Source organism: Salmonella sp. 5800 (genome assembly GCF_046558195.1).
GTDB lineage: Bacteria > Pseudomonadota > Gammaproteobacteria > Enterobacterales > Enterobacteriaceae > Salmonella > Salmonella enterica.
Genome location: NZ_JBGDOX010000004.1, coordinates 362,099 through 375,526 on the forward strand (window position 1 = coordinate 362,099; position 13,428 = coordinate 375,526).

The window sequence follows — 13,428 nt, forward strand, 5'->3', positions numbered from 1 at the left end:
ATTACCCCTTAATGGTTGGCTGTAACCTTAATTTGGTTGGTTTTTTGCGGAACAGGACGCTCCGATTTCGGCGTAGCATACCAATAACCCAATCCCATGAACACGACGCCGGACAAAGTATTACCCAGAGTGACCCATAACAGGTTGTGTCCGATTCCGGACAGGGTATAAGCGTCGCTGTGATGACCAAACCAGGAGAGGGCGAACAGCGTCATATTCGCGACGGAGTGCTCGTAGCCGGAAGCGATAAACGCCAGCAGGCACCACCAGATAGCAAGAAATTTCGCCGTGCCTTCGGTGCGGATTGCCATCCAGATTGCCAGACAAACCAGCCAGTTACACAGCGCGCCTTTGAAGAACAGTACCGTGGCGGGCGCGGTGGTTTTCGCCAACGCGACTGAGTGAACGATGCTGGTATCGACCGGCAACAAACTGCCGCCGCCCCAGCTGTAAAGCAGGGCGACAAAGACGGAGCCGACCAGGTTGCCAAGCCAGGTTTGCGGCAGGATAGCCCACATTTGACCGTGGCTGATGGTGCCAGCTTTGACGCCCAGCGTCAGGAACATGGTGTGGCCGGTAAACAGTTCGGAACCGGCAATAATCACCAGTGTTAAGGCGATACCGAAGGTCGCTCCCATCACCAAAGGACGCACGGACGGGTCGAGCAGATTGCCGAGGGTGAAAATAAGAATGATGCCGAGACCGACATAAGCCCCGGCCATTGCCGAACTGACCCAGAAGCCGAGCGGATTATTCGCCGACAGGCGTGCGATGCGCGCAGCGTTAGCCGCACACTTATTGATAGTGTCTGTAAACATTTGATTATCCTTGAAGTACAAAAAATAAAAAAAATCGTAACCGTAGGCCGGATAAGGCATTTATGCCGCCATCCGGCAATGTGCTTTTGCAATTGCCTGATGGCGCTACGCTTATCAGGCCTACCAATAAAAGACCTACAAATACGTCAAAAAAGGGGAGGCGTTGCGCCTCCCAAAAATAATTAACCGCGCAACTGCACCACGCCGTCTTTTACCCGCGCGTCGTACTGTTTCACAGAAAACTGTTCGTCTTCCATGCACAAACCATCGCTCAGGCGGAAGCGCTGCTTTTTCAACGGGCTGGCGACCCACAGTTCGCCCTGGTGTTCCGCAATCAGTCCACGAGACAGCACGCTGGCCTCAAAGAACGGGTCGATGTTGCTGATCGCGAACACCTGATCGCTATGGTAAGGACGGAAAATCGCCACCTGTTCGCCGCCTGACAGCGCGCAGACGCCGGTTCCCGGCAGGATGTCATCGATTTTGCAGATGTTTTGCCACTGACTCATGCGTTTTCCTCCACCAGAGTGACCGGGATACGTTCATACGGCGTGGCCGGACGATGCTGTTCACGTTCAGGCACAACCTGGACGTTCGGGTCGCGTTTGTCGCTGTTGATAAAGTGCTTAAAGCGAACTTGCGCCGCTGGCGTGTTAACGGTTTCTGTCCACTCGCAGACCACCGCTGCACGCAGGCGCGCCATCTCTTCTTCCAGATGTTCGTTCAGGCCCAGCTTGTCGTCGATGATGACCGATTTCAGATACTCGATGCCGCCTTCCAGGTTATCCAGCCACGGCGCGGTACGCGTCAGCTTATCGGCGGTACGGATGTAGAACATCATAAAGCGGTCGAGGTACTTGATCAGCGTGTCGCGATCGAGATCGGCTGCCAGCAGATCCGCATGACGCGGTTTCATCCCGCCGTTACCGCAGACGTACAGGTTCCAGCCTTTCTCAGTGGCGATGATACCCACATCTTTGCCCTGCGCTTCCGCACATTCACGGGTACAGCCGGAGACGCCGAATTTCATTTTGTGCGGGGTACGAATGCCTTTGTAGCGGTTTTCCAGCTCGACGCCGAAACCGACGCTGTCGCCCACGCCGTAGCGGCACCAGGTGCTGCCGACGCAGGTTTTCGCCATCCGCAGCGCTTTGGCGTACGCGTGACCGGTTTCGAAACCGGCTTCAATCAGTTGACGCCAGATTTCCGGCAGATCGTCTTTTTGCGCGCCAAACAGACCGATACGCTGAGAACCGGTAATTTTGGTATAGAGGTTAAACTCGCGGGCGATACGCCCCACGGCCACCAGACCTTCCGGGGTGATTTCACCGCCCGCCGAGCGCGGGATCACCGAGTAAGTACCGTCTTTCTGGATATTCGCCAGGAAGTTGTCGTTAGTATCCTGTAGCGGCGTGTGCTGCGGTTTGAGGATGTATTCGTTCCAGCACGACGCCAGCAGCGAACCGACGGTCGGCTTACACACTTCGCAGCCGTAGCCTTTACCGTGTTTCGCCAGCAGTTCTTCAAAGGTTTTGATACCTTCCACGCGGATTAAGTGGAACAGTTCCTGACGAGAATAAGCAAAGTGCTCGCACAGGTTGTTGTTGACTTCAATACCCTGTTTCGCCAGTTCGGCGTTCAGTACCTGCGTCACCAGCGGGATGCAGCCGCCGCAGCCGGTTCCGGCTTTGGTTTCCGCTTTCAGCGCCGCCACGGTATGACAGCCTTTATTGATAGCGGCGATCAGATCGCCTTTAGTCACATCGAAGCAGGAGCAGATCTGCGCGCTGTCCGGCAGTTTATCCACGCCGATAGCGGGTTTACCACTGCCCGCGTGCGACGGCAGAATCAGCGAATCCGGGTTTTCCGGCAGTTCGATGGCGTTCAGTACCAGTTGCAGCAAATTGCCGTAATCGCTGGTGTCGCCGACCAGTACTGCGCCGAGCAGCGTTTTGTTATCTTCGCTGACAATAAGACGTTTGTAGACTTCTTTGCTTTCATCGAGGTAAACGTAGCTACGCGCGCCCGGCGTGCGGCCATGCGCGTCGCCGATGCCGCCGACGTCCACGCCCAGCAGCTTCAGCTTGGCGCTGAGGTCCGCGCCTTCAAAGGCGTTTTCACTGCCGAGGATATGGTCAACGGCGACCTGGGCCATTTTATAACCTGGTGCTACCAGACCGTAAACGCGGTTGTTCCAACTGGCGCACTCGCCGATAGCGTAGATATCCGGGTCGGACGTCTGGCAGGTGTCGTTAATCACGATCCCGCCGCGCTGCGCGACGGCCAGACCACACTGGGTAGCCAGCTTGTCGCGTGGGCGAATACCGGTAGAGAAGACGATAAAATCGACTTCCAGCTCGCTGCCATCGGCAAAACGCATAGTCTTACGCGCTTCGTTACCCTGCTGAACAATCTCTTGCGTGTTTTTACTGGTGTGTACACGCACGCCCATGCTTTCGATCTTGCGACGTAGCTGCTCGCCGCCCATCTGATCGAGCTGTTCCGCCATCAGCATTGGCGCAAATTCAATGACGTGCGTTTCCACGCCGAGGTTTTTCAGCGCGCCAGCGGCTTCCAGCCCCAGCAGACCGCCGCCGACCACCGCCCCGCGCTTGCTGCGACGGGCGCAGGCTTCAATGGCGTTGAGGTCTTCAATGGTACGGTAAACGAAGCAATCCTGGGTTTCGGAGCCTTTAATCGGCGGAATCCACGGATATGAACCGGTCGCCATGATCAGCTTGTCATAATAAACGGTACGACCCGCGCTGGAGTGAATCACTTTCTCCTGACGGTTAATGGTAATTGCGCGTTCGCCAACCAGTACCTTCACGCCGTGCTTCTCGTAAAATCCTTCACGCACCAGAGAGAGCTCTTCCGCGGTGTGGTGAGAGAAGTAGGATGACAGGTGGACACGGTCATAGGCTTTACGGGGTTCTTCACAGAACACGGTAATGTCGAACAGGCTAGCGTCGGATTTATCAAGGAGATCCTCAATAAAGCGGTGGCCGACCATACCATTACCGATAATAGCGAGTCTGACTTTGCTCATTTTTGCCTCGATTTCTTTTCTATTACCGCCTACCTTAACGATTCAGCAACCCCGCTTATTGATGTAAATCAAATTCACCTTTATATACCTCTTAATGGGTATATGGCTGATTTGTCTGGATTTTTATAAGTGACGGAATTGTCAGGTTTTTCAGGTTTGTACAAATAACATACAAAATGAGGGGTTTTTAGACCAACAGGCCTACCTCGTCAGGAGGGGGGGTAGAGTGCCGGAGGGCGACGTCGCCTTATCCGGCAATGATTATCAATGCGTAGCCGGCGCGCTATGCTGACGATGACGGGATACAAAGCCGAGCGCAAAGCACATCACAAAGACCACCGCATACAGACCATTCGCGGTGAGTAACGCCGCCTGTGGGCCGCTGTGCGCCACAATCGGGCCGGTGACGACGAAGGTCAGCATCGTTCCGATAGTGCCGCAAGTCAGAATAAAGTTAACCAGCTTAGGCGAGGCCACTTTCGTTTGCTGCGATCCCAGCGTAATGATGGAGGTATAAATGGCGCTGGAGAAGAAGCCCAGCGTCAGGATAAACCACGGCATATGCGCCTGCGTGCCGGTAATAAACAGATACATCAGTACCGCCGCCATACCCGCCAGTACGGTCAGAATGCGTTGCAGATCGAAAAAGCGCAGGATAAAGCTGAACGCCCACATGCCAAACATATAGGACATCCAGAAATCACTCACCAGCGCCCCGGCGTCATTCAGGCTCATGCCGAGGCCTTTGGCGTATTCCGGCACCCAGGAGATAAAGCCTAATTGACCGAGGATATAGCACAGCGCGGCGACGGCGAGAAACAGTACGCCAATGCCCCATTTTTCTTTGACGACAGGTGCCTGAGAGTGCTGCGCATGTTTACCCAGCGCCGGAAATTCACAGCCGAAGGTCAGGATGAAAATCGCCAGGTAGACCAGGCCGATACAGGCGTAGACCCAGTACCACTCAATACTACGCGCCAGCAGGAAGGCGGCGACCATAGGAAAAATCATTCCCGCCATGCTGAAGAAGGAGTCGGTAAACAGCAGTCGGGAACCGCGCTGACGCCCTTCATACAGTTGCGTAATCAGGAAGGTGCCAATCGACATGGTGATCCCGCTGACCAGCCCCAGCACAAACATCGCCGCTGAGAACAACGCCAGGCTGTGGCTGAACATCAGCCCGGCCACCGCCAGCACCATCAGGATAAAACCAAAGCGTAGCTGTGTTTTCAGCGGGATGATTTCCATCAGCCACGCGTTGAGGAAGATCGAGATCAAAATCCCGGCGTTCAGGAAAGTAAAGGTGTTACTCATGCTGGAAACGGGCAGCTGAAAATAGTCTGCGATATTTCCCATCACCATCCCGGTGACAATCACCAGCGCCCCGGTCAGGGCGTAGGAAAGAAAGCTGATCCATGTGAGCTTGATGCGGTTGCTGTTAGTCATGTCTGGCCTTGAAGAGAAGTGAAGCGCGTGGAGGGCGCGTTAAGCGGGCAGATTTTAGGCGCTTTTGTGATGCATTTAAATAATTATTAGTGATAGTAATGTTCATTGCATTTTTTAATGTGATGTTTGTCACATCATATTGCAAGAATACGGCGTTGCGTCGTAACGTTACATTTGTTTCATATACGTAAAATTAGGTAAAGGGCTGGCCTGGCCCAGGAAGGCTCTTTAAAATCATTCCACTTGCTTTATTTCTGCTCTCTTTAAGGAAATCTCATGCTCAAATCGACTCTGGCGGCTGTCGCAGCTGTTTTCGCTCTTTCTGCTCTTTCTCCCGCAGCGTTGGCAGCAAAAGGCGATCCTCATGTGCTGTTAACCACCTCCGCCGGGAATATTGAGCTGGAGCTGAACAGCCAGAAAGCGCCGGTTTCTGTGAAAAACTTTGTCGATTACGTCAACAGTGGTTTCTATAACAACACTACGTTTCACCGCGTTATTCCTGGCTTTATGATTCAGGGCGGTGGTTTTAACGAGCAGATGCAGCAGAAGAAACCGAATCCGCCGATTAAGAATGAAGCCGACAACGGTCTGCGTAATACTCGCGGCACGATCGCGATGGCGCGCACCGCAGATAAAGACAGCGCCACCAGCCAGTTCTTTATTAACGTCGCGGATAACGCTTTTCTCGACCACGGCCAGCGCGACTTTGGCTATGCGGTATTTGGTAAAGTGGTAAAAGGTATGGATGTCGCCGATAAAATCTCACAGGTACCGACGCACGATGTCGGGCCTTATCAGAATGTGCCGACAAAACCAGTCGTTATCCTTTCCGCGAAAGTCCTGCCATAAAACATGCCTGCGCGGGCGCGAGCCGCCCGCGTTTTCTCCCTGTCTCAGCGTAACCTGAAATTGCTGCTTATACTTGTGGTCAAGCACAGGCATATTCAGGGAGGCCCGGTGAAGAAACTTACCGATAAACAAAAGTCACGCTTTTGGGAACAGCGGCGCAACGTTAACTTCCAGCAAAGCCGCCGTCTCGAAGGTATTGAGATCCCCTTAGTAACTCTGACCGCCGATGAAGCGCTGGCACGTCTTGACGAGCTTCGGAGGCACTATGAGCGATAAATTTGGCGAAGGGCGCGATCCGTACCTCTATCCGGGGCTGAATGTGATGCGTAATCGGCTGGGGATTCATCAGGCCCAGCGACTGGCGCAAGCGGCATACGAAATGACCGCGCTCCGCGCCGCCACGATTGAACTGGGGCCGCTGGTACGCGGCTTGCCTCATCTGTGCGCGATTCATCGCCAGCTCTATCAGGATATTTTCGACTGGGCAGGGCAACTGCGGGAGGTCGATATTTACCAGGGCGATACCCGTTTTTGCCACTTTGCCTATATCGAAAAAGAGGGCAACGCTCTGATGCAGGATCTGGAAGAAGAGGGCTATCTGGTCGGTCTGCCACACGAGAAGTTTGTCGAGCGGCTGGCGCATTACTACTGTGAAATTAACGTGCTTCATCCGTTTCGTTTGGGGAGCGGGCTGGCGCAGCGCATCTTCTTTGAACAGTTGGCGCTACATGCAGGCTACGCGCTGAGTTGGCAAGGTATTGCGGTTGAAACATGGAAGCAGGCGAACCAGAGCGGCGCGATGGGCGATCTCTCCGCTTTGCAGGCGATTTTTCAGAAAGCGATAAGCGAAGCTCGCGAAACTGAGTAAAATAGTGCGGTTCTACTCACCCGGAGCCGCCATGATCCTGCTTATCGATAACTATGATTCCTTTACCTGGAACCTCTACCAGTATTTTTGTGAACTGGGCGCGGAAGTGCAGGTCCGGCGCAATGATGCGCTGACGCTGGCGCACATTGACGCTTTGAACCCGCAAAAAATCGTTATCTCTCCTGGCCCCTGTACGCCGAATGACTCTGGCATTTCACTGGCGGTCATCCGCCATTATGCCGGACGTATTCCGATGCTGGGCGTTTGCCTGGGTCATCAGGCGATGGCGCAGGCCTTTGGCGCGTCGGTGGTGCGGGCAGCGAAAGTGATGCACGGTAAAACGTCACCTGTTACGCATAATGGACAGGGCGTGTTTCGGGGATTGCCCAGCCCGTTAACCGTGACACGTTACCACTCGCTGATTGTCGACCCTGCCACGTTGCCAGAGTGTTTTGAGATCACCGCCTGGAGCGAAACGCAGGAGATTATGGGCATTCGCCACCGCGAGTGGGATCTGGAAGGCGTGCAGTTCCACCCGGAAAGTATTCTCAGCGAACAAGGACACGCTCTGCTGAAAAATTTCCTCCTGCGTTGATTTGTGGTTGCTATTGAGTGATTTTTTATTCATATTTTGTGATTATAATTTCACTAGCATTTCTACTTAACCGGGTGGTAATGATATGGCAACTGAACAAACGGCTATTACGCGCGCAACTTTTGATGAGGTGATTCTGCCTGTTTATGCACCGGCGGACTTTATTCCGGTCAAAGGTAAAGGCAGTCGCGTATGGGATCAGCAGGGCAAAGAGTATATCGATTTCGCCGGCGGGATTGCAGTGACTGCGCTGGGCCATTGCCATCCGGCGCTGGTCGAGGCGCTGAAATCCCAGGGGGAAACCTTGTGGCATACCAGTAACGTTTTTACCAATGAACCGGCGTTGCGTCTGGGACGTAAACTGATCGACGCCACGTTTGCCGAGCGCGTGCTGTTTATGAATTCCGGCACCGAAGCGAACGAAACCGCTTTTAAACTGGCGCGTCATTATGCCTGCGTGCGCCATAGCCCGTTCAAAACGAAAATCATTGCCTTCCATAACGCCTTTCATGGCCGTTCCTTGTTTACCGTCTCTGTCGGCGGGCAGCCGAAATATTCCGACGGCTTTGGGCCGAAACCCGCCGATATTATTCACGTTCCCTTCAACGATCTTCATGCGGTGAAAGCGGTAATGGATGACCACACCTGCGCGGTGGTGGTCGAGCCGATTCAGGGGGAAGGCGGCGTGCAGGCGGCTACACCGGAATTCCTCAAAGGGTTACGCGACCTGTGTGACAAGCATCAGGCGTTGCTGGTGTTTGATGAAGTGCAGTGCGGGATGGGGCGCACCGGAGACCTGTTTGCCTATATGCACTACGGCGTCATGCCGGATATCCTCACCAGCGCCAAAGCGTTAGGCGGCGGTTTTCCGGTGAGCGCCATGCTGACCACGCAGGAGATCGCCTCGGCCTTCCATGTCGGTTCGCATGGTTCAACCTATGGCGGCAATCCGCTAGCCTGTGCGGTGGCTGGCGCGGCATTCGATATTATTAATACGCCAGAGGTACTACAAGGCATTCACACTAAGCGGCAACAGTTTGTGCAACATTTGCAGGCGATTGACGAGCAATTTGACATTTTCAGCGATATTCGCGGCATGGGGCTGCTGATTGGCGCGGAACTGAAACCGGAGTACAAAGGTCGGGCGCGCGATTTTCTGTACGCAGGCGCGGAGGCCGGCGTGATGGTGCTCAATGCCGGAGCCGACGTGATGCGTTTTGCCCCGTCGCTGGTGGTGGAAGAGGCGGATATCAATGAAGGAATGCAGCGCTTTGCGCAGGCGGTAGGGAAGGTGGTGGCCTGATGGCGGATTGCCGGATAAGCGTAGCGCATCCGGCAGTCGGTCTTAACCTTTTGTATCCCGGAGCCGCTTACTCAGCCAGATACCGTGATGCGGACGCTGACGCCAGGCCATCGACGAAATGGTGTGCATGGTGTTCAGATGGCCAATGATGCGCTGTAAATGTTGTTCCAGAGTGCTCAATAAGCCATGTGACGGCATGTCCGGCGACTCCAGAATATTGACATCGCCGGAGCCGCCTGGCCTGTCGTACTCCAGGCGCTGCTGGCAGCGCTGAATCGCAATCTCGCAAGATTCCAGATAGCGCTGCGCCAGATCAGGCGTCAGCATGGTGTGTTCCCGCGCCAGCGTCGTCATAGCGTTGATATGCTCGACAATAAACTGGCTGTGCGTGACCCACAGTTTCATATCCGACAGATAGTGGGTATTGAATCCGGGTTCCTGCATTGCCTGATTTAACGAGTTGAATAACGTGTTATGCGCCTGGTTGACCCGCATTCTTTGATAAGCGAGCGGGGTGGCCTGCGGATCGTTACTGAGGATCAGTCGGATAGCTTCTTGATCGGCTTCCAGCGCATCATGGGCGTTTTTACGTAATAGCCCGCTTTGCCATTGCGGCCACAGCCAGACCATGCCGCCAAAGGCAATTAAACAGCCAATCAGCGTATCGATCAGCCTCGGCACAATAAACTGTTCTCCGTTTAACGTCAGTAACTGGATGGTGTATACCGCCGTCACCGTAAAGCCGACCGTCGCCCAGCCGTAGTTTTTACGAATAATCAGATAACTTGCCAGCGTTAGTACCAGCATGACCGCCAGCGTAATGCTTTCGGGAATATGTAAGTGCAGCGTGACGCCGGCAATCACCAGGCCGACCAGCGTTCCGACCGAACGGTGCAGAATACGTACGCGCGTCGCGCCATAGCCGTTTTGGGTGACAAACAGCACCGTCATGAGTATCCAGTACGGTTTAGGCAGGTGCAACGCACTGCCCATCAGACTGGCGATGCTCATCATCACGCTGATGCGTCCGGCGTTGCGTAGCGCCGGTGATTTAAGAGACATATAATTTTTCAGCGCCGGAAGTAGCGGCAAACGACGCTGTTTATCGGCCATCAGGTCGCGGGCGTACAGCGGTCGCTGAGTACGCAGCACACGGGCGATTCGACTGAAGTGCCAATAGCAGAACTGGCCTACCGGATTTTCAGGATGCTGATTGGCGATCTTCTCCAGAGCGCCAATCTGTTTTTCCATGGAGAAGCGCGTCGGCAGACGATGATAAAGAATGTCATCCGCCAGCACGCGCAGACGGGCGGCGACCGTTTGCGCATTCCAGCGAATCACCTCTTCCGCATGGCTGCGTTCTACCAGTTTCTGTACCTCTTCCGGCTGATGCAAGCTGACGGAGATGTGCTCCTGCAAATCCATCGCTTCCTGAAAAGCCCGTAGTAGACGCTTGTAATCATTATTGTTGTGCGCCGAAAGCATATGCATCTGTTGGTAACACTGGGTAATGAGATCGACCGCTTTTTGCTGGCGTATCAGCAGGGGAGGCAGCGCTTTTTCCGGATCGATATGTTGGGTGAGCAGGCTGTATTTCGCTTCGCAATAATCGGCCAGTTCACGGTATAACAAACTCAATGACTCGCGCAGCGGTTGTTCGCGCCATAGCCAGAACCAAAACCAGTTAAACACGCCGTACCATAGCGTGCCCAGCGCATAAATGAGCAGCGGCTCCCAGACGGGCATGTATCCCGCAAGACTCAGGGTAAAGATGGCGGCAATCAGCGACGCTGGTAGTAGCCGCGCGTGAAGCGGGCTAATTTCCGCCGTCACGCCAAGCACCAGCGTGAGCCCGGTCAGGATCAACGGCAGGGGGATGGATTCCGCCAGCAGAAGTTGCGTTACCAGACTGCATCCGGCGAACAGCGACGCGCCGATGATCAGGCGTTTAAAAAAACGTTTGTGCGGGGTATCCAGACCTGCAATGTTGCAGCAGGCGGGAACGAGAGAGAAAAGCAAGCCCAGGTGTAGCTGGCCTATCAATAAACCAACAGCCACAGGCAGGCACAGCACCAGCGTTTGCCGTAGTGCGTAATTAATCTCTGGGTGATAAATCAGTCTTCGCCACATCGATGCAAACAAAAATGGCGCATGATAAAACGCGCCATTCTGACGGAATTAACGGGTGCCGTAGACGACGATGGTCTTGCCATGCGCGGAGATCAGGTTTTGATCTTCCAGCATTTTCAAAATACGACCAACGGTTTCGCGGGAGCAGCCGACGATCTGGCCGATTTCCTGACGGGTGATTTTGATCTGCATCCCATCCGGGTGCGTCATGGCATCGGGCTGTTTCGCCAGATTCAGCAGCGTCTGAGCGATACGCCCGGTGACGTCAAGGAAGGCGAGGTTACCTACTTTTTCAGAGGTGACTTGTAAGCGACGAGCCATCTGGGAAGAGAGGCGCATCAGAATATCCGGGTTGACCTGGATTAATTGGCGAAATTTTTTGTAGGAAATTTCAGCGACCTCACATGCGGTTTTCGCACGTACCCAGGCGCTGCGTTCCTGACCTTCTTCAAACAGGCCCAGTTCACCAATAAAATCACCCTGATTCAGATAAGAAAGGATCATTTCTTTCCCTTCTTCATCTTTGATCAGCACTGCCACGGAGCCTTTAACGATGTAGTACAGCGTTTCTGCTTTTTCACCCTGGTGAATCAGCGTGCTCTTTGACGGGTACTTATGAATGTGGCAATGAGACAAGAACCATTCAAGAGTCGGGTCTGTTTGCGGTTTGCCAAGCACCATGCGCGGTTATCCTCTGTTATAAGCTGTCTCCAGAGCCAGAAAACGGCACTGTCTCTGGGGTTGCAAAAATATACTTCCCGCTACCTGGGAAGGGGGCTACGAAAATAGATTGTAGCCTGTAATGTGATGTCCTCTGCATACATGCAGTACGTCAATGTATTACTGTAGCATCTTGTCTGTTTTAGCATAGCTTTCGCCGTGTGTCTCCTGGTGTCTCGCTTCAGCATGACCCAGGTCGCCTTCCATTGCGACTTTTGTTGTATGCGCGTAATCTTTCAGGAAAATTGAAACATTGGAGTTACGAAATATGCAAGCGCGTGTAAAGTGGGTTGAAGGGCTCACGTTCCTCGGAGAGTCCTCCTCCGGCCACCAGATTTTAATGGATGGCAACTCCGGTGACAAAGCGCCGAGTCCGATGGAGATGGTATTAATGGCGGCTGGCGGATGTAGCGCTATTGATGTGGTATCAATCCTGCAAAAGGGCCGTCAGAATGTCACCAACTGCGAAGTGAAGCTGACATCCGAGCGCCGGGAAGACGCGCCGCGCCTGTTTACGCACATTAATCTGCATTTTATCGTTACCGGCAGCGATCTGAAAGAGGCTGCCGTCGCGCGCGCTGTCGATCTCTCCGCGGAAAAATATTGCTCGGTGGCGCTAATGCTGGAAAAAGCGGTCAATATTACCCATTCGTATGAAGTGATTGCGGCGTAACACGTGATGCCGGATGGCGGCGTGGCTTTATCCGGCCTACCCGTTTTTATCTCGTAGGCCCGATAAGCGTAGCGCCATCGGGCATTTCAACGCGGTTATTCGATTTTTTTGCCTTCCATTAATCGTTGCACCAGCGGCAACATAATCAGCTCCATCGCCAGCCCCATTTTGCCGCCCGGCACCACTAATGTATTAATGTGAGAAATAAACGAGCCCTGGAGCATCGCCAGGAGCCAGGGAAAATCGATCCCTTCCAGGTTGCGGAAATGGATCACCACAAAACTCTCATCCAGCGAGGGAATACCCTTTGCGGCGAACGGATTGGACGTGTCGACGGTCGGCACGCGCTGGAAGTTAATATGGGTACGCGAGAACTGCGGCGTAATGTAATTGATGTAGTCGTCCATGGAACGCACCACGGAATCCATCACCGCTTCACGGGAGTGCCCGCGCTCGCTGGTGTCGCGAATCAGTTTCTGAATCCACTCGAGGTTGACGATAGGCACCACGCCAACCAACAGATCAACATGACGCGCGACATCATGTTGCGGGGTGACGACGCCGCCGTGCAGTCCTTCATAAAACAGCACATCGGTCGGTTCGGGAAGCGGCTGCCAGGGGGTAAACGTGCCGGGAACCTGATTCCACGGTACGGCTTCATCATAGGTATGCAGATATTTACGCGACTGGCCTTTACCCGTCTGCCCGTACTCAATAAAGGTATGTTCCAGTAGGCTGAAGTCATTGGCTTCAGGCCCGAAATAGCTGATATGCCGCCCGGCGTCACGCGCTTTGCGGATCGCCATATCCATTTCCGGGCGGGTGTAACGATGAAAACTGTCGCCTTCCACCTCGGCGGCGTGCAGATTTAACTGCGCGAAAATTTTACGAAACGCGAGGCTGGTGGTGGTGGTCCCCGCGCCGCTTGACCCTGTTACTGCTATCACCGGATGTTTGGCTGACATGGCAACTCCATG

13 protein-coding genes are annotated in these 13,428 nt (G+C 54.0%); 6 read left to right on the forward strand and 7 right to left on the reverse strand.

The annotated features are described in order from the left end of the window. Positions 1 to 8 precede the first annotated feature (8 nt). From nirC to tsgA, 4 genes are all read right to left on the reverse strand, one after another. Positions 9 to 818 (reverse strand): nitrite transporter NirC, encoded by an 810-nt coding sequence (gene nirC, locus ACLJZ5_RS10960; RefSeq protein WP_000493576.1) that lies wholly within the window; start codon positions 816 to 818, stop codon positions 9 to 11. 182 nt (positions 819 to 1,000) lie between these two features. Continuing rightward, positions 1,001 to 1,327, reverse strand: coding sequence for a nitrite reductase small subunit NirD (nirD, locus tag ACLJZ5_RS10965; RefSeq protein ID WP_000084817.1), 327 nt, complete (start codon positions 1,325 to 1,327; stop codon positions 1,001 to 1,003). Next, complete coding sequence (gene nirB, locus ACLJZ5_RS10970; RefSeq protein WP_000049247.1) at positions 1,324 to 3,867, reverse strand: NADPH-nitrite reductase large subunit; 2,544 nt, start codon at positions 3,865 to 3,867, stop codon at positions 1,324 to 1,326. The genes nirD and nirB overlap by 4 nt, the downstream gene beginning before the upstream one ends. 264 nt (positions 3,868 to 4,131) lie before the next feature. Next, entirely contained in the window at positions 4,132 to 5,313 is a 1,182-nt protein-coding gene (gene tsgA, locus ACLJZ5_RS10975) for an MFS transporter TsgA (protein WP_000185267.1), read from the reverse strand. 276 nt (positions 5,314 to 5,589) lie between these two features. On the opposite strand from tsgA, the gene ppiA reads away from it, so the two are divergent. The 5 genes from ppiA to ACLJZ5_RS11000 all read left to right on the forward strand — a co-directional run bounded on the left by ppiA (position 5,590) and on the right by ACLJZ5_RS11000 (position 8,928). Then, positions 5,590 to 6,162, forward strand: coding sequence for a peptidylprolyl isomerase A (gene ppiA, locus ACLJZ5_RS10980; protein WP_000920478.1), 573 nt, complete (start codon positions 5,590 to 5,592; stop codon positions 6,160 to 6,162). A gap of 108 nt (positions 6,163 to 6,270) precedes the next feature. Continuing rightward, positions 6,271 to 6,438, forward strand: coding sequence for a YhfG family protein (locus tag ACLJZ5_RS10985; protein WP_001519136.1), 168 nt, complete (start codon positions 6,271 to 6,273; stop codon positions 6,436 to 6,438). Beyond that, a complete protein-coding gene (locus ACLJZ5_RS10990) occupies positions 6,428 to 7,030 on the forward strand; it encodes a putative adenosine monophosphate-protein transferase Fic (protein WP_024798402.1) in 603 nt (200 codons plus the stop codon). Before ACLJZ5_RS10985 ends, ACLJZ5_RS10990 begins: the two co-directional genes overlap by 11 nt. 31 nt (positions 7,031 to 7,061) lie before the next feature. After that, complete coding sequence (gene pabA, locus ACLJZ5_RS10995; RefSeq protein WP_024798403.1) at positions 7,062 to 7,625, forward strand: aminodeoxychorismate synthase component 2; 564 nt, start codon at positions 7,062 to 7,064, stop codon at positions 7,623 to 7,625. Between the two features lie 85 nt (positions 7,626 to 7,710). Continuing rightward, positions 7,711 to 8,928: an aspartate aminotransferase family protein gene (locus tag ACLJZ5_RS11000; RefSeq protein WP_024798404.1), complete on the forward strand. Its 1,218-nt coding sequence runs from the start codon at positions 7,711 to 7,713 to the stop codon at positions 8,926 to 8,928. 42 nt (positions 8,929 to 8,970) lie between these two features. On the opposite strand, the gene ACLJZ5_RS11005 is transcribed toward ACLJZ5_RS11000, so the two are convergent. Both ACLJZ5_RS11005 and crp read right to left on the reverse strand, forming a co-directional pair. Then, complete coding sequence (locus ACLJZ5_RS11005) at positions 8,971 to 11,058, reverse strand: YccS/YhfK family putative transporter (RefSeq protein WP_000269311.1); 2,088 nt, start codon at positions 11,056 to 11,058, stop codon at positions 8,971 to 8,973. A 48-nt stretch (positions 11,059 to 11,106) separates the two neighbouring features. After that, complete coding sequence (gene crp / locus ACLJZ5_RS11010) at positions 11,107 to 11,739, reverse strand: cAMP-activated global transcriptional regulator CRP (RefSeq protein ID WP_000242758.1); 633 nt, start codon at positions 11,737 to 11,739, stop codon at positions 11,107 to 11,109. Between the two features lie 307 nt (positions 11,740 to 12,046). Here crp and ACLJZ5_RS11015 point away from each other — a divergent pair, with 307 nt between their 5' ends. Beyond that, on the forward strand, positions 12,047 to 12,451 hold the full coding sequence (locus tag ACLJZ5_RS11015) for an OsmC family protein (protein WP_001148919.1): 405 nt from the start codon (positions 12,047 to 12,049) through the stop codon (positions 12,449 to 12,451). Between the two features lie 95 nt (positions 12,452 to 12,546). Here the strand turns inward: ACLJZ5_RS11015 and ACLJZ5_RS11020 are convergent, their stop codons facing one another. Further along, a complete protein-coding gene (locus tag ACLJZ5_RS11020; RefSeq protein ID WP_001274690.1) occupies positions 12,547 to 13,416 on the reverse strand; it encodes a phosphoribulokinase in 870 nt (289 codons plus the stop codon). Positions 13,417 to 13,428 lie beyond the last annotated feature (12 nt).